Genomic DNA, 14659 nt, shown 5'->3' on the forward strand with positions numbered 1-14659 from the left:
GAAATAAAAATTTCGTCTGAAAACAGCTCTTTTTAAGAGTCTGAATAAAATGAAAGATACCTATGATTGATTACATGGAATATTTTTTTCTTTCAAAAGTTCCTGTAACTCATTGTTTTGAAACATCTCTTTAACAATATCACAGCCTCCGATAAATTCACCTTTGATATAAAGCTGTGGAATTGTTGGCCAATTTGAGTAATCTTTAATCCCTTGACGCAATTCGTTAGAAGTTAAGATATTAATCCCTTTATAATTCAATCCTAAATAATCAAGAATTTGAACAACTTGTCCTGAAAACCCGCATTGCGGAGCGTCAGGTGTTCCTTTCATGAATAAAATGACGTCGTTTGTTTTAATTTCGTTGTCAATAAAATCATGAACAGTGGTCATTTTTATCCCTCGATATTTCAGATTTTTATCAGTGTGTAATTTATATTCATACTGCTTTTAATCGTATTAAATGTGTGAATGCAAGAAGAAATTTTAGATTATTTTGGGACATTTGTTTGCAACATTAAGGCGTGAAGGTCATTTCCCATATTGCCTTTAAGGGCATCATAGACCATTTTATGTTGTTGAACACGGGTTTTACCACGAAAACTTTCAGAAATAACTTCTGCAGCATAATGTTCCCCATCTCCAGCAAGATCACGAATTCTTACAGTAGCATCAGGAATGCCTTCACGAATAAGCGTTTCAATTGCATGGGCACTCATTGCCATCATTATTCTCCTATGTTGTTCATTTTTTATAAAGGCTGTTTAAGAGAAAAAACAATTTTTATTCTTCACCCATAAATTGTGGAAACCAGTTTTCATAGGCTTTTGTGAGTTTGTCTACTGAAAGTGTTAATATCCCATCTATATTAAGAGAAGTACCCTCGACTTGACCTAGCTCTGTTAAAGAAACTGTATTGATTTGTGCACGCTCTTTAAGACTATTAAGAGAGTGAGGTTTGACGGCTAAAAGATAACGTCCTTGGTCTTCTCCAAAAAGTTCTGCATGATGGGGTGATTTATTGCTTAATTTTACTTTGATTCCTTTACCTGCTTTAATGACCATTTCAGCAAGTGCTATCGCTAATCCTCCGTCAGAAAGGTCATGGGCGGCGTGAATAAAACCACGATGTATGACATCTCGAACAAATTGACCATGCTTTTTTTCAAGTTGTAAATCTACAGGGGGGGGGGGGCCTGCATCAATATTTAAAATGTTACGTGCATAGATTGATTGTCCTAAATGGGAGCCGCAATTTCCTACTAAAACAAGAATATCTCCATTTTGCATACCACTTATTGTTACCATTTTAGACCAATCATTAAGAAGGCCTACCCCAGCAATTGTGGGGGTTGGAAGAATGGCTTCTCCATTTGTTTCGTTGTAAAGAGAAACATTGCCTGAAACGATAGGAAAATCAAGGATTCTACAAGCTTCTCCTATACCTTTAATAGCAAAAACCAGCTGTCCCATAATTTCAGGTTTTTCAGGGTTACCAAAATTGAGATTATCTGTAGCAGCCAGTGGTGTTGCACCTGTCGTACTAATGTTTCGCCAGCATTCTGCGACAGCTTGTTTCCCCCCTTCATAAGGGTCTGCTTCACAATAGCGAGGTGTTACATCAGAAGAAAAAGCAAGAGCACGTTTGCTGTTGTTTCCTACACGGATAACGCCTGCATCACCTCCTGGACAAACAAGGCTATTTCCTTGGATAAGGGTATCATATTGTTCATAAACCCATCGCCGAGAACTTTGATCAGCAGAATTCAATAAGCTCAGAAGCGCATCACCAAGATTTTCAACTTTTTTGACGTCTTCTGCTTTCAAGGGTGTTTTTTTTGCCGGCTCACTCCAAGGACGATCATAAACAGGCGCTTCATCACCAAGCTCTTTGATGGGAAGATTGACAACTTCTTCCCCTTGATGAAATACACGAAAACGTAAATCATCGGTTGTTTTTCCAATGATAGAAAAATGTAGTCCCCACTTATGAAAAATTGCTTCTGCTTGCTTTTCTAGTTCTGGTTTAAGGACCATGAGCATACGCTCTTGACTTTCAGAAAGCATCATTTCATAGGCTGTCATGTTTTCTTCTCGAACAGGAACTGTATCAAGATTAAGCTGTATCCCCAGATTTCCTTTTGCTCCCATTTCAACGGCAGAAGAGGTGAGTCCTGCTGCCCCCATATCTTGAATAGCAACCACGGCTCCAAGTTCCATGAGCTCTAAACATGCTTCAAGGAGACATTTTTCTGTAAAAGGATCACCGACTTGAACAGTTGGGCGTTTTTCACTGATTGAAGAATCAAATTCAGCAGAAGCCATTGTTGCTCCACCGACACCATCACGTCCTGTTTTTTCACCCAGATAAACAACAGGGAGTCCAATACCTTGTGCTTTAGAATAAAAAAGGGCGTCTGTCTTTGCAATACCGGCGACAAAAGCGTTAACAAGGATATTGCCATTATAACGCTCATCAAAATTTACTTCTCCACCAACCGTTGGAACACCAAAAGAATTGCTGTAACCACCTATTCCAGAAACAACACCAGAAACAAGATGGCGTGTTCGTGGGTGGTCAGGAGCACCAAATCGCAATGCATTCATAGCAGCAACAGGACGGGCTCCCATTGTAAAGACATCACGTAAAATACCACCAACACCTGTCGCTGCACCTTGATAAGGTTCAATATAAGAAGGGTGGTTATGGCTTTCCATTTTGAAAACAACACATTGTCCTTCGCCAATATCGACAACACCAGCATTTTCACCAGGTCCTTGGATGACACATTTTCCTTCTGTCGGAAGAGTTTTTAGCCATTTTTTAGATGATTTATAGGAACAATGTTCGTTCCACATTGCAGAAAAAATTCCTAGTTCAGTAAATGTTGGTTCTCTACCAATTAACGTTAGGATACGTTGATATTCATCTTCTTTTAGCCCGTGTTGTGCAATGAGTTCTGATGTAATAGTGATGTTATTGCAAGGCTTCATGAGTATTTATCCGTCAAATTAATCGAAATTTAGTATTTTTATTTTTTAAACCTAGCAGCTTATATTATAAACAATAATGTTGTTTAATAATAAAAATATTTATAGACAGTAAGCTGAAGATTTTGTCCGTTTGTTTGGTGGGATTTAAGACTAAAAATGGTCTTAAATAATTATGTGTTTAGAAAATAATATCCATTGTTGTTTGTGAAGAGCTTTGTTTATAGCTTTATGAAGCAAGAAATGGTATAAATCCTTATTTTTTTAAATTATGGAGCGCGAGTATTTTTGCAGCATTATCCATTTACTAACTCTAAAGCACTTTGAAAAAGTAAACGACCGTCAGTACCTCCGTGGGCGGGTTCAATAAAGTTTTCAGGATGGGGCATCATACCAAGAATATTACCAGCTTTATTAACAATACCAGCAATATCTTTCATTGAGCCGTTCGGGTTTGTATTTTCTGCATAGCGAAAAACAATTTGTTCATTGTCTTCCATTTGTTTCAATGTTTCACTATCAACAAAATAATTTCCGTCATGATGGGCAACAGGACAACGAATAATTTGTCCTTTAGAATAATATCGAGAAAATTTTGTCTTGGCGTTGACGACTTCAAGCTTGATTTCACGACAAACAAATTTTAAAGAAGCGTTACGCATTAAAGTACCGGGTAATAATCCTGCTTCCAACAAAATTTGAAATCCATTACAGATACCTATAATTGTCGTACCTTCTTGTGCTTTTTCACGAATGGCTTTTAAGATGGGAGTTCGCGCTCCAATCGCACCACATCTTAAGTAGTCGCCATAAGAAAAACCACCAGGAATAATAATAACATCTACATCTGGAATTGTTGTTTCTGTTTGCCAAATTTTTAGTGGCTCAACTCCCGTTATATGATGTAATGCTGCAACCATATCTCGATCACGATTTAATCCAGGAAGTTGAATGATGGCAGTTTTCATGAGCGTTTCACTTACAGAAGTTCGATTGTATAATTTTCAATGACAGTATTTGCGAGTAACTCTTCACACATTTGTTCAAGTTTTTTCTTTGCAGTTTCAGAAGGTAAATCATCAAGAACAATATCAAAAACCTTTCCTTGACGAATAGATTGAATGCCTTCGAAAGCCAAACTTTTTAAAGCACCGACAATTGCTTCTCCTTGTGGATCAAGAACGCTTTCTCTTAAAGTAACTGTAATGCGTGCTTTCATTTTTTGCTTCCTGCTTTTTAAAAGAACCTCTCCTTTGAAGAGGGGTGTTTGTATAAGGTGATGTTTTTTACCTTGTTTTTACTTTACGAGAACGGGACCACTTGGTCGTGTTGGTTCGTTTTCATTCATAATACCAAGACGTTTAGCAACTTCTTGATAGGCATTAATAAGCCCTCCCATATCACGACGAAAACGGTCTTTATCCATTTTTTCTTGTGTGTGCATATCCCATAGTCGTGCAGAATCAGGAGAGATTTCATCAGCAAGAACAATGCGCATTGTTTCATCTTCCCACAGGCGACCAAATTCCATTTTAAAATCAATTAATTGGATGTTAACACCGGCAAAAAGCCCAGAAAGAAAATCATTAATACGAATTGAAAGTTGCATGATATCTTCTATCTCTTGTGGGACAGCCCACCCAAAAGCTGTGATATGTTCTTCCGTTACCATAGGATCATCGAGAGAATCATTTTTATAGTAGAATTCAATGATGGATTGCGGAAGCGGGGTTCCTTCTTCCAGTCCTAAACGCTTAGCAAGAGAGCCGGCAGCAACATTGCGAACAACAACTTCCAACGGAATGATTTCCACTGCTTTAATAAGCTGTTCGCGCATGTTTATACGTTTGATAAAATGTGTTGGGATGCCCAAACGTCCAAGATGGCTAAAAATATGTTCCGAAATTCGGTTGTTTAAAACGCCCTTTCCGTCGATAATTTCATGTTTTTTTGCATTAAAGGCAGTTGCATCATCTTTAAAAAATTGAATATAAGTTCCTGGTTCAGGTCCTTCATATAAAATTTTAGCCTTGCCTTCATAAATACGGTGGCGACGATTCATCATGATTCTCTATTTATCTTGAGAGGTTTTTAATAACATTAATAAATGATACTATCCTAATTGATAGAATTTCTCAATGATATTGCTATGATACTTTTATAATTTTTATCATTACACGTTTACCCAAAGGTGAAGATACATAAGCGATGAGAAAGAAGATCACCTCTTTTGGATCAAATTTTTGCAAGAAAGTGAGAGAGGACCATAAGCCCTTCAGGCCAAGGTCCGTGTCCGGATTCTGCGTTAATATGGCCAGAATACCCAGCATCAACAAAGAGTGATCCCCAATCATTGGCAATTTTTTCTGCTACTGAAAATTGACAAAACTCATCGTTGCGACTGGCTATGACAATAGAAGGAAAAGGAAGCTTTTGGCGATGATAGGGGCCAAATGTCATTAAATGTTTGGGACGTATTTTTTCATTGGCGACATCTGGAGGTGCAACAAAGAAAGCGCCACAAATTTTTTCTGTATTTTGTACAGTTGCATGAATAACACTGGGAACTCCTAATGAATGAGCAATAAGCATAACAGGCCTTTGAGCTTTTGCGATGGCGGTTTTAACTTTGTTAACCCACTCTTCACAAACAGGCTTTGACCAATGGAGTTGTTCAATGCGGCTGGCTGTCGACAATTTTTTTTCCCAGCGCGTTTGCCAATGATCTGGACCAGATCCTTTGTAGCCAGGAACAATAAGAATATCGAGTTGATTTGCTTTCATGAATTGTTTTCTTTGTTACAACAGATTTTTGATCATAGGTTGAATGGATTTTGGTTTTCTATGTCGCTTTATTGTTCTTCAAAAACACGTTTAAAAATCGTATTGATATGTTTGGTGTGGTAAGAAAGATCAAATTTTTCGCGAAGTTCTTCTTCACTTAAAGCTTTGGTAACATCTTTGTCGTTGAGGAGTTCTTCTAAAAAATCTTTTCCTTGTTCCCAAACTTTCATCGCATTTCGTTGTACAATCCTATAAGAATCTTCACGACTAATCCCTGCTTGTGTGAGTGCTAAAAGAACCCGTTGTGAGTGAACAAGACCGCGGAATTTATTGAGATTTTTTTGCATATTTTCTGGATAGACAATGAGATTTTCAATGACAGATGTGAGGCGAGAAAGAGCAAAATCAAGTGTAATAGTCGCATCTGGAGCAATATAACGCTCAACAGATGAATGGGAAATATCACGTTCATGCCAAAGAGCTACATTTTCCATGGCTGGGAGTGCAAATGCACGTACCATACGGGCTAATCCAGTTAAATTTTCTGTTAAAACTGGATTACGTTTGTGAGGCATTGCCGATGAACCTTTTTGCCCAGGTGAGAAATGTTCCTCTGCTTCAAGAACTTCTGTTCGTTGTAAGTGGCGTATTTCTATTGCTAGCCTTTCAATAGAGGAAGCAATAACACCAAGTGTTGCAAAAAACATAGCATGACGATCTCTTGGTATTACTTGGGTGGAAACCGGTTCAGTACGCATCTTCAAGGCTTTTGCTACATGTTCTTCAACGCGTGGATCGATATTAGCAAAAGTTCCTACAGCTCCTGAAATCGCGCAAGTAGAAACTTCTTCTCGTGCAGCAAGAAGACGTTTGCGACAACGGGAAAATTCAGCGTATGCAAGAGCAAACTTGATTCCAAATGTTGTCGGTTCAGCATGAATGCCATGACTCCGCCCAATGGTGATTGTCTCTTTATGCTCAAAAGCACGTCTTTTTAATGCTTCAAGAAGTTGATCTATATCCTCTAGCAAAATATCACTCGCACGCATCAATTGAATGTTCAGCGTTGTATCGAGAACATCAGATGATGTCATGCCTTGGTGGATAAAACGTGCCTCTGGTCCAATGAATTCAGCTAGGTGGGTTAGAAATGCGATAACATCATGTTTGGTAATTGCTTCAATTTCATCAATGCGATTGACATCAAATTTAGCTGCTGCCCCTTTTTCCCAAATGACTTTGGTGGCTTCTTTCGGAATAATCCCTAAGTGAGCAAGGGCATCACAGGCATGGGCTTCAATTTCAAACCAAATACGATATTTTGTTTCGGGAGACCAAATTGTTACCATTGCAGGGCGGGAATAACGTGCGATCATCATTTTTTTCCTTGTTGTGAGAGGATTGCGGCTTGGCGCAATGCACTAATACGTGTTTTGTAAAGCTCTTTATTGCCATCTTTATAAATTGCAGAGCCTGCGACAAATACATTTGCACCAGCTTTTGCAGCTATCCCAATTGTATCAACGGTGATACCACCATCAACTTCAAGATCAATAGGGCGGTTTGCAATCATGTTTTTAACGCGCTTAATTTTATTTTTTATTTCTGGAATAAAACTTTGTCCACCAAAACCGGGATTGACCGTCATGATGAGAATGAGATCTAATTGATCAAGCAAATATTCCAGTACATGTTCAGGGGTGCTTGGATTGAGTGCGATTCCTGCTTTTTTCCCCATTTTTTTGATTGTTTGTAATGAACGATGAAGATGTGGACCTGCTTCAGCATGAATAGTTATAATATCTGAACCTGCTTTTGCAAAAGCTTCTAAATAAGGGTCTACTGGTACGATCATCAGGTGGACATCAAATATTGCTTTTGTTAATGGGCGCAGAGCTTTGACGATTTCAGGACCAAAGGTGATGTTAGGAACAAAGTGCCCATCCATAATATCAAGATGAAGCCAATCTGCACCAGCATCAACAACATCTAACATTTCTTGTCCAAGTTTAGAAAAATCAGAAGCCAAGAGAGAAGGCGAAATGAGATGAGAATGGGGCATTAAAATCTCCTTAGATTGGCAGTTTTTATCATATCGCTGTGTATACACAAATATTTTTTGTGTTATGACGGAAAAGAAAAAATATGTATTATAGGTCTTTTTATGGAAAGATTGCTTGAAATTTTAAAGCTTTATAAGTGAAAGATATGTCGAATCATAAAACATATTTGATGCCTGAACTTCAACATAAACATACTATTGCGGTTTCTTCCCAAGAATATCGAGATGCCATGAGTCTTTTTGCAGGAGCTGTGCATATTGTGACAACAAATGGTATTAAGGGAAGACGTGGGGTGACTGTTTCGGCGTGTTGTTCTTTATCTGATGATCCTCCAACCCTTCTTGTTTGTCTCATGCGTCATAATTTAAAGAATCAGGTGTTTATGGAGAATGGAAATTTTTGTGTTAATAGCTTGGCAGGAAAACATCGCTCATTAGCGGATGTTTTTTCGAGGCGTTGCAATTCTACACAAAATGAGCGTTTTGATGTTGCTCAATGGGGAGCTTTGCAAACGGGGGCGCCTAGTCTTTCAGATGCTCTAGCGTCGTTTGATTGTCGTTTGATTTGTTGGCACGAACACGCAACCCATTGTGTTTTGATTGGTGAGGTTGTTGCAATCAACTGTAATAAAGAAAAAGATGCTTTGATGTATTTGAAACGTGAATATCACACTTTGCCTTTATAAAGATTTTATTTTTTGCATTGATGAAATGATTTATTGTTGCTTCATTTAGATTTTAAACAATGTAGAGAGTAGGGGAGGGATGGCTCTGATTTCCTTCTTTTTAAAGTTTTTCAATAAGCGAGAAAAATGATTCTGGATGAGATTTGATCAAGAATTCAATCTACATAAAAAAGCGATCAAACCTAAACAGTGCATTTAGATATATTCGTCGATTGTTATGAAAAAACATTTTACTCTTGTGTTGATGGGTATTGCACAATATATAGACCGCACATAGCATATGTGGAGGTTTTTTATTGCATGAGCGAAGAGATTGATGGTCAATATCGCCCTAGTGAAGATGAGCCTTTTATGAATGAGCGGCAAAAGGCGTATTTTCGTGCTAAATTGGTTTCTTGGAAGAATGATATATTAAAAGAAGCTCGTGAGACTTTGGAAAATTTGCAGGAAGAGAATGTTGGTCAGCCCGATTTGACTGATCGGGCTTCTTGTGAAACTGATCGTACAATCGAATTACGTGCTCGTGATCGTCAGAGGAAACTTATTTCAAAAATAGATGCTGCTTTAGAGCGCATTGATAATGGGACATACGGTTTTTGTGAAGAAACCGGCGAACCCATTAGTATCAAGCGTCTTGAGGCTCGGCCGATAGCCGTTTTGTCATTGGAAGCGCAAGAACGTCACGAACGACGTGAAAGAGTTTATCGCGATGATTAAGGTTATTGAGATGATAAACAAATGAAATTCGTGGTGATGAAATTGTATATTTTTATTTTTGAGGGATAGGAATGAATAAAGATGGTTCTTGCCGCCCCTCAATTTCGGCGGTGATGGCTGAATCTTTTACTCCTTGATTCGTAAAAGGAGAGGGACTTTTATCCGATACATCGTTTCTTTCTGGAGGGGCGGAATTTAGATGTGTGTCTGTTTCTCTTTTTTGTATTTTTGATGTACCAGTAATATCGGATTCTACAACCACATCTGTTAATCCGCCAATAAGGAGCAAATGTTCTTTATTATCGCAACGGACTAAAACAAGGCGGCGTGCTCGATCTATAGAAATTACTTCACATAATGCTAATCGTGATAGACTTTTTTTTCTATTAATGCTGTATCTTCCTGTACTTAAGCGACGTAAAAACACGATAATTACGGTAATAGCTGCGATTGTTATTATAAAAAGCAAAAAGCTTATCGTTATGTTTGCAGCAGATACACCTATCTGCTCTGATAACCAGATATACATAGATTTTCTCCCATTTTGGATGGAAATATTATTTTTTATTGAGATAAATTTATAAACATACCCTCAAAAGATTCACTTATAATGTAAGAAATAAACTTTTGAATATTAAGCGAGCTTATCTTAGATAATATCATAGTATATACTTTATAACAACATAACAACGAATATAAAGGAAGTTTGTGACATAAGAAATAGCTATAAGCTAAGGCAAAGAGAGATGGATAAAGATTTTCAGAATAATGAAAGATCAGCGTCTTCGTTTCACCGGAGAGTTGTGATTTTTGGTATTGTTTTTGTATTAGGTTTTCTTTTCATTGTGGGTATTTTAGGTTTTTTTTATCCACAAAACTATTTGCAACAGGCGATATCAATATCTTTTTTGATTCTAGCAATGATCGGTGTTGCAACACTCGTTTTGTGTGGAATGGGAATTTTAAGATATCATGTGTGGTCGCATGAAGATTTTGATTTTAGCATCTTTAATAGGAGCGATGATGCAATTGTAATCTCTGATCTTTCTGGTTTTGTTTATTATTCTAATCAAAACTATCGAAAAATTCTGACCTATAAGCCTGAAGTGTCTTGTTATAGGGTTATTGCGGATCTTCCAGGAGCTGGTGCACTCTCGTACCGCTTAAAGGTTGCAGCCTGTAATAATCTTGCAGCGCAAGAGGAATTGAGAGTAGAACAACCAATTTTTACCGATTCTACACCAAAAAAATCTGTTTGGTATAATATTTCCGTTCAACCTATCACAAAACAGAAAAAAAAGCTTTTATTTTGGCGTATTACTGATATTTCGCACTTACAACAAACGCGAGAAGTTTTTTTCTCGAACCTTCAAGAGGCTATCAATCACTTGGATCAAGCTTCTATTGGTTTTGTATCCGTTAATAGACAAGGAACTATTCTTTATGCCAATGCGACTTTTGCCGAATGGTTTTCAATTGATTTAGCGAATTTCTCAATTGGTCAATATAATTTTGATTCGTTATTTGATAGCGTTGGCGCTAAGAGCTCATGGAGTGATATCTGTTTACAAACCAACAGATATCAAAGTTCAGGTTACTCTTTACCTTATAGGTTTTCGTTATGTTTAAATTCACACACGACTTGTGAGAAAATATTCCATTGTCTTATATCTGTTTCTTCTCTCTTAGAAGAGGAAGCCATTTATCGTGTTGTGATCATTCCACAACAAATACAAAAAGAAGAAAATGATCAATTAAAATTACCCAGTATATTAGGAGAATATTTTGATGCGAGTCCTTTTGCAATAGCCGTGGTGGATCATGCAGGGCAATTGGTTCATATGAATAAAGCTTTTTCATCACTCACGGGATGTATGGACAAAGCTGTCAATTTTTATGATGTTATTTCTCGTCGTGATTGTGTGCAGTTAGAGCGTTCTTTTCAGAGAATTGCGACAAATAAAAATTATTTTGTTTCTCTAGAAACTGTTTTAGAAAAAAATGAAGAATGCCATTTACGTCTCCATGTTATGTCTGTACCGCCCTATCACGGTGATGCATTGCAAGATTTGCTTATTATCTCTGTGATTGAAACAACCGAACAAAAAACGCTTGAAGATAAAATGATGCAAAGTCAGAAGATGCAAGCTGTAGGACAATTGGCTGGCGGCATTGCTCATGATTTTAATAATGTTTTAACAGCAATTTTAATGTCGTGTGATCTTCTTTTAAATACGCATCGTAGTTCTGATCCTGCTCATGCTGATCTGATCAATATTAAAAATAATGCTAATCGTGCAGCTGCTCTTGTCCAGCAATTATTAGCTTTTTCTAGAAAGCAAACACTTCGACCTGAAGAAGTTGATTTTACTGAATTTTTATCAGATATCCGCAATCTTATTTTACCACTTTTGGGGAATAATATTCAGTTAAAAATTATCCATGGAAGAGATTTGTGGAGCGTTGAAGTTGATCAAGCATCTTTTCAGCGTGTTATTATGAATTTGGTTATTAATGCGCGTGATGCCATGTTAGATGGAGGTATTGTTACGATTGCGACAAATAATATTACAAAGCAACAAAGTGCTGAATTTAATCATCTTGGATTAGCAATTGGCGAGTATGTGCAATTGACTATTTCAGATACAGGGGCTGGTATATCTGCTGCTATACAAGAAAAAATGTTTGAGCCATTTTTTACAACAAAAGAAGTTGGAAAAGGAACAGGACTTGGTTTATCAATGGTTTATGGAATTATCAAGCAGAGCGGTGGGTACATTTATTGTGAAAGTAAAGAAGGTGAAGGAGCAACATTTCATATTTTTCTTCCCCGTTATATCCCCAATATAAAAGGAGAAATTTCTCAAAAGATTGAAAAAGATGAAGAGAAAGATAAAAATATAGACTTAACAGGATCTGCGACTGTTTTATTGGTTGAAGATGAAGATGCGGTCAGAATGGGGGGGGTAAGAGCTCTTCAAATGAGAGGATATACGGTTTTAGAGGCAGCAAGTGGGGTGGAAGCACTCTCTATTCTTGAGGAACAAAAAGGAGAAGTTGATATTATTGTTTCCGATGTGGTGATGCCAGAAATGGATGGGCCCACTTTATTGAAGGAAGTCCGTAAAAACTATCCTGATATCAAATTTCTTTTCGTTTCTGGATATGCAAAAGATGCCTTTGCTAAAAATCTTCCACAAGATGCTGTTTTTGGTTTTTTATCTAAGCCTTTTACACTCAAACAGTTAGCTGTAACAGTTAAAGAAACACTTTCGTCATAAACAAAAATTTATGCAATAGAAAATTGCGTATTTTAAGATTTTTTAGGCGAAATACGAGAGTATTTTGATAAATAGAGCTTATGATAATGTCATAGAATTGAATAAAGAAGAAAAATTTTAAAAATGAACTAAAATTCAAAAAATTACATATTTTGTGCAAAAATTTATGAAGAGATGGACTCTATTATGTCAATATTTCATAGAGATTTTCAATTGTAGATACTGAGCAAAAACTATGTGTAAAGCATTGAAATATGCTGATTAATAGATTGTTGATACACTCAAAAAGATAAAAGCTGTTGTTGCGTATCGACCATTTTGCTCTTCCCTTCAATAAATGCTTTTAAGGCTTCGGGATAGAGTTTATGCTCTGCTTTAAGAACTCTTTGTGCTAAGCACTCAGCAGTATCATGGGGATAGACTGGAACGGCTGCTTGGGCAAGGATTTTTCCTGCATCCATGTCTTCTGTAACAAGGTGAACAGTGCAACCCGTGATTTTTACACCTGCTTGTAAAGCTTTTTCATGTGTGTTTAAGCCTTTAAATGAAGGCAAAAGAGAAGGATGAATATTTAGAATTCGTCCTTCATAAAGTTTTACAAAACGTGGTGAGATAAGGCGCATATACCCTGCAAAGCAGAGAAAATCCGGTTTATATTGATTTAAAATTGTAAAAATATTTTCTTCATGCTCTTCTTTTGTTTTGTAAATTTTACGATCAACAATATGAATAGGTAAGTTATGGTTTTGCGCTTTTTCAATACCGTTGGCACGCGGATTATCGCAAATAACCGCGACGATTTCAGCAGGATATGCCGTTTGTTGGCTAGCTTGAGCAAGGGCGACCATATTGGATCCATTACCAGAAATGAAAACGACGATTTGTTTTTTCATAAATGCAGTACCCCTTTATAAAGTATTCCTTTATTTTGATCTTGGCATTTTGTTAAAATGCCAAGGGGAGTTACAGTCTCTCCTTTTCTTTCAAGAGCTTGTGTAATTGTTTCAGCTGCATGCTGTGCTACGATAATGATCATGCCAATACCACAATTAAATGTTCTTAACATTTCTGTTTCTTCTATTTTACCTTGTTTGGCAATCCATGAAAATACTGCTGGAACATTGATGCTAGAAAGATTAATTTCAGCGCAGAGAGAGGATGGAAGGACACGTGGAATATTTTCAGGAAAACCTCCACCCGTAATATGAGCAAGAGCTTTAATCCCTTCATATTTTCGCATGATGGGAAGAAGCGATTTTACATAAATGCGTGTTGGTGTAAGAAGCGCTATACCAAGGCTGTTTTCAGGGGAAAAAGGGGCAGGGTCATTCCATTTGAGATAATTTTGCTGGATGATTCGTCGAACAAGCGAAAAGCCATTGGAATGAATTCCAGAGGAGCTTAGACCTAATATAACATCACCTTCTATCAAATCTTTTGAAGGGAGTAGCTTGCTACGTTCGCATGCTCCTACAGCAAAACCGGCTAGATCATAATCTCCCTCTGCATACATTCCTGGCATTTCTGCAGTTTCTCCTCCAATAAGAGCAGCACCGGCTTGTTTACATCCTTCTGCAATACCAGAAACAATCGCAGCCCCTTGTTCAGGGTCGAGCTTTCCAGTTGCAAAATAATCCAGAAAAAAGAGCGGTTCAGCTCCTTGTACAAGTAAATCATTGACACACATAGCAACGAGATCAATACCTACAGTATTATGGTGACCTACTTCGATAGCAATTTTTAATTTTGTTCCCACACCATCATTGGCTGCTACGAGGATAGGATCTGTAAAGCCAGCGGCTTTTAAATCAAAAAGGCCACCAAACCCACCAATTTCTGCATCTGCTCCGGCTCGTTTTGTAGCGCGTATAAAGGGTTTGATTTTTTCTACCATGGCATTACCCATATCGATGTTTACACCGGCTTTTGCGTAGGTAAGGCCGACTTTGGATTTATTCTTTATAAGATCTTGATTGCTCATTGGAGCCTTCCTTTAATGGAAAATCAGGTTTTGATATTATGCAATGCCATGATAGAGTTCTCTCTGCAAGAGATATTGATAAGAAAATAAGCAACTTTTCTTGTAGCTTATTTTGAAGTTGTTTATAATTTTTTGTGAAGATTTTTTTAGGATATTT

The 14659-nt window shown here is 37.3% G+C and carries 15 protein-coding genes; 3 read left to right on the top strand and 12 right to left on the bottom strand.

The window, feature by feature from the left end; genetic code table 11:
• Positions 1–60 precede the first annotated feature (60 nt).
• From grxD to rpe, 9 genes are all read right to left on the bottom strand, one after another.
• On the bottom strand, positions 61–393 hold the full coding sequence (grxD, locus tag ACFINY_RS02665; RefSeq protein WP_375606638.1) for a Grx4 family monothiol glutaredoxin: 333 nt from the start codon (positions 391–393) through the stop codon (positions 61–63).
• Between the two features lie 98 nt (positions 394–491).
• Positions 492–725 carry a BolA/IbaG family iron-sulfur metabolism protein gene (locus ACFINY_RS02670; protein ID WP_375611543.1) on the bottom strand — a complete coding sequence of 78 codons (234 nt, stop codon included), beginning with the start codon at positions 723–725 and terminating at the stop codon, positions 492–494.
• A 58-nt stretch (positions 726–783) separates the two neighbouring features.
• Positions 784–2994 (bottom strand): phosphoribosylformylglycinamidine synthase subunit PurL, encoded by a 2211-nt coding sequence (gene purL / locus ACFINY_RS02675; protein WP_375700801.1) that lies wholly within the window; start codon positions 2992–2994, stop codon positions 784–786.
• Between the two features lie 293 nt (positions 2995–3287).
• On the bottom strand, positions 3288–3959 hold the full coding sequence (gene purQ, locus ACFINY_RS02680; RefSeq protein WP_375611545.1) for a phosphoribosylformylglycinamidine synthase subunit PurQ: 672 nt from the start codon (positions 3957–3959) through the stop codon (positions 3288–3290).
• Positions 3960–3970: 11 nt separating this feature from the next.
• On the bottom strand, positions 3971–4210 hold the full coding sequence (gene purS, locus ACFINY_RS02685; protein ID WP_375611546.1) for a phosphoribosylformylglycinamidine synthase subunit PurS: 240 nt from the start codon (positions 4208–4210) through the stop codon (positions 3971–3973).
• Between the two features lie 78 nt (positions 4211–4288).
• Positions 4289–5053, bottom strand: a complete 765-nt coding sequence (gene purC / locus ACFINY_RS02690) for a phosphoribosylaminoimidazolesuccinocarboxamide synthase (protein ID WP_273791179.1) — start codon at positions 5051–5053, stop codon at positions 4289–4291.
• Positions 5054–5226: 173 nt separating this feature from the next.
• Positions 5227–5775 carry an RBBP9/YdeN family alpha/beta hydrolase gene (locus ACFINY_RS02695; protein ID WP_375611547.1) on the bottom strand — a complete coding sequence of 183 codons (549 nt, stop codon included), beginning with the start codon at positions 5773–5775 and terminating at the stop codon, positions 5227–5229.
• Positions 5776–5843: 68 nt separating this feature from the next.
• Positions 5844–7151 carry an adenylosuccinate lyase gene (gene purB, locus ACFINY_RS02700; RefSeq protein ID WP_375611588.1) on the bottom strand — a complete coding sequence of 436 codons (1308 nt, stop codon included), beginning with the start codon at positions 7149–7151 and terminating at the stop codon, positions 5844–5846.
• Positions 7151–7837 carry a ribulose-phosphate 3-epimerase gene (rpe, locus tag ACFINY_RS02705; protein ID WP_375645756.1) on the bottom strand — a complete coding sequence of 229 codons (687 nt, stop codon included), beginning with the start codon at positions 7835–7837 and terminating at the stop codon, positions 7151–7153. The genes purB and rpe overlap by 1 nt, the downstream gene beginning before the upstream one ends.
• Before the next feature lie 146 nt (positions 7838–7983).
• Between rpe and ACFINY_RS02710 the strand changes: the two genes are divergently transcribed.
• Together ACFINY_RS02710 and dksA are read left to right on the top strand one after the other, a co-directional pair.
• Positions 7984–8523: a flavin reductase gene (locus tag ACFINY_RS02710; RefSeq protein ID WP_375611549.1), complete on the top strand. Its 540-nt coding sequence runs from the start codon at positions 7984–7986 to the stop codon at positions 8521–8523.
• Between the two features lie 300 nt (positions 8524–8823).
• Entirely contained in the window at positions 8824–9240 is a 417-nt protein-coding gene (gene dksA, locus ACFINY_RS02715) for an RNA polymerase-binding protein DksA (RefSeq protein WP_015856486.1), read from the top strand.
• 52 nt (positions 9241–9292) lie between these two features.
• Here the strand turns inward: dksA and ACFINY_RS02720 are convergent, their stop codons facing one another.
• The gene (locus ACFINY_RS02720) at positions 9293–9769 is read right to left on the bottom strand and encodes a hypothetical protein (RefSeq protein WP_375700802.1); all 477 of its coding nucleotides are present in this window, start codon (positions 9767–9769) and stop codon (positions 9293–9295) included.
• 217 nt (positions 9770–9986) lie between these two features.
• Between ACFINY_RS02720 and ACFINY_RS02725 the strand changes: the two genes are divergently transcribed.
• Positions 9987–12521: a response regulator gene (locus tag ACFINY_RS02725; RefSeq protein WP_375700803.1), complete on the top strand. Its 2535-nt coding sequence runs from the start codon at positions 9987–9989 to the stop codon at positions 12519–12521.
• A 281-nt stretch (positions 12522–12802) separates the two neighbouring features.
• Here ACFINY_RS02725 and purN read toward each other — a convergent pair whose 3' ends face one another.
• Positions 12803–13414 (bottom strand): phosphoribosylglycinamide formyltransferase, encoded by a 612-nt coding sequence (purN, locus tag ACFINY_RS02730; protein WP_375613082.1) that lies wholly within the window; start codon positions 13412–13414, stop codon positions 12803–12805.
• Complete coding sequence (purM, locus tag ACFINY_RS02735; protein ID WP_375611553.1) at positions 13411–14502, bottom strand: phosphoribosylformylglycinamidine cyclo-ligase; 1092 nt, start codon at positions 14500–14502, stop codon at positions 13411–13413. The genes purN and purM overlap by 4 nt, the downstream gene beginning before the upstream one ends.
• Between the last annotated feature and the right edge of the window lie 157 nt (positions 14503–14659).

The sequence above is a fragment of the Bartonella sp. AA23NXGY genome, assembly GCF_042197165.1.
Lineage (GTDB): Bacteria > Pseudomonadota > Alphaproteobacteria > Rhizobiales > Rhizobiaceae > Bartonella.

Coding starts and splice junctions, on each gene's coding strand:
- grxD (WP_375606638.1), bottom strand. CDS start 393: ATGACCACTGTTCATGATTTTATTGACAACGAAATTAAAACAAACGAC.
- ACFINY_RS02670 (WP_375611543.1), bottom strand. CDS start 725: ATGGCAATGAGTGCCCATGCAATTGAAACGCTTATTCGTGAAGGCATT.
- purL (WP_375700801.1), bottom strand. CDS start 2,994: ATGAAGCCTTGCAATAACATCACTATTACATCAGAACTCATTGCACAA.
- purQ (WP_375611545.1), bottom strand. CDS start 3,959: ATGAAAACTGCCATCATTCAACTTCCTGGATTAAATCGTGATCGAGAT.
- purS (WP_375611546.1), bottom strand. CDS start 4,210: ATGAAAGCACGCATTACAGTTACTTTAAGAGAAAGCGTTCTTGATCCA.
- purC (WP_273791179.1), bottom strand. CDS start 5,053: ATGAATCGTCGCCACCGTATTTATGAAGGCAAGGCTAAAATTTTATAT.
- ACFINY_RS02695 (WP_375611547.1), bottom strand. CDS start 5,775: ATGAAAGCAAATCAACTCGATATTCTTATTGTTCCTGGCTACAAAGGA.
- purB (WP_375611588.1), bottom strand. CDS start 7,151: ATGATCGCACGTTATTCCCGCCCTGCAATGGTAACAATTTGGTCTCCC.
- rpe (WP_375645756.1), bottom strand. CDS start 7,837: ATGCCCCATTCTCATCTCATTTCGCCTTCTCTCTTGGCTTCTGATTTT.
- ACFINY_RS02710 (WP_375611549.1), top strand. CDS start 7,984: ATGTCGAATCATAAAACATATTTGATGCCTGAACTTCAACATAAACAT.
- dksA (WP_015856486.1), top strand. CDS start 8,824: ATGAGCGAAGAGATTGATGGTCAATATCGCCCTAGTGAAGATGAGCCT.
- ACFINY_RS02720 (WP_375700802.1), bottom strand. CDS start 9,769: ATGTATATCTGGTTATCAGAGCAGATAGGTGTATCTGCTGCAAACATA.
- ACFINY_RS02725 (WP_375700803.1), top strand. CDS start 9,987: ATGGATAAAGATTTTCAGAATAATGAAAGATCAGCGTCTTCGTTTCAC.
- purN (WP_375613082.1), bottom strand. CDS start 13,414: ATGAAAAAACAAATCGTCGTTTTCATTTCTGGTAATGGATCCAATATG.
- purM (WP_375611553.1), bottom strand. CDS start 14,502: ATGAGCAATCAAGATCTTATAAAGAATAAATCCAAAGTCGGCCTTACC.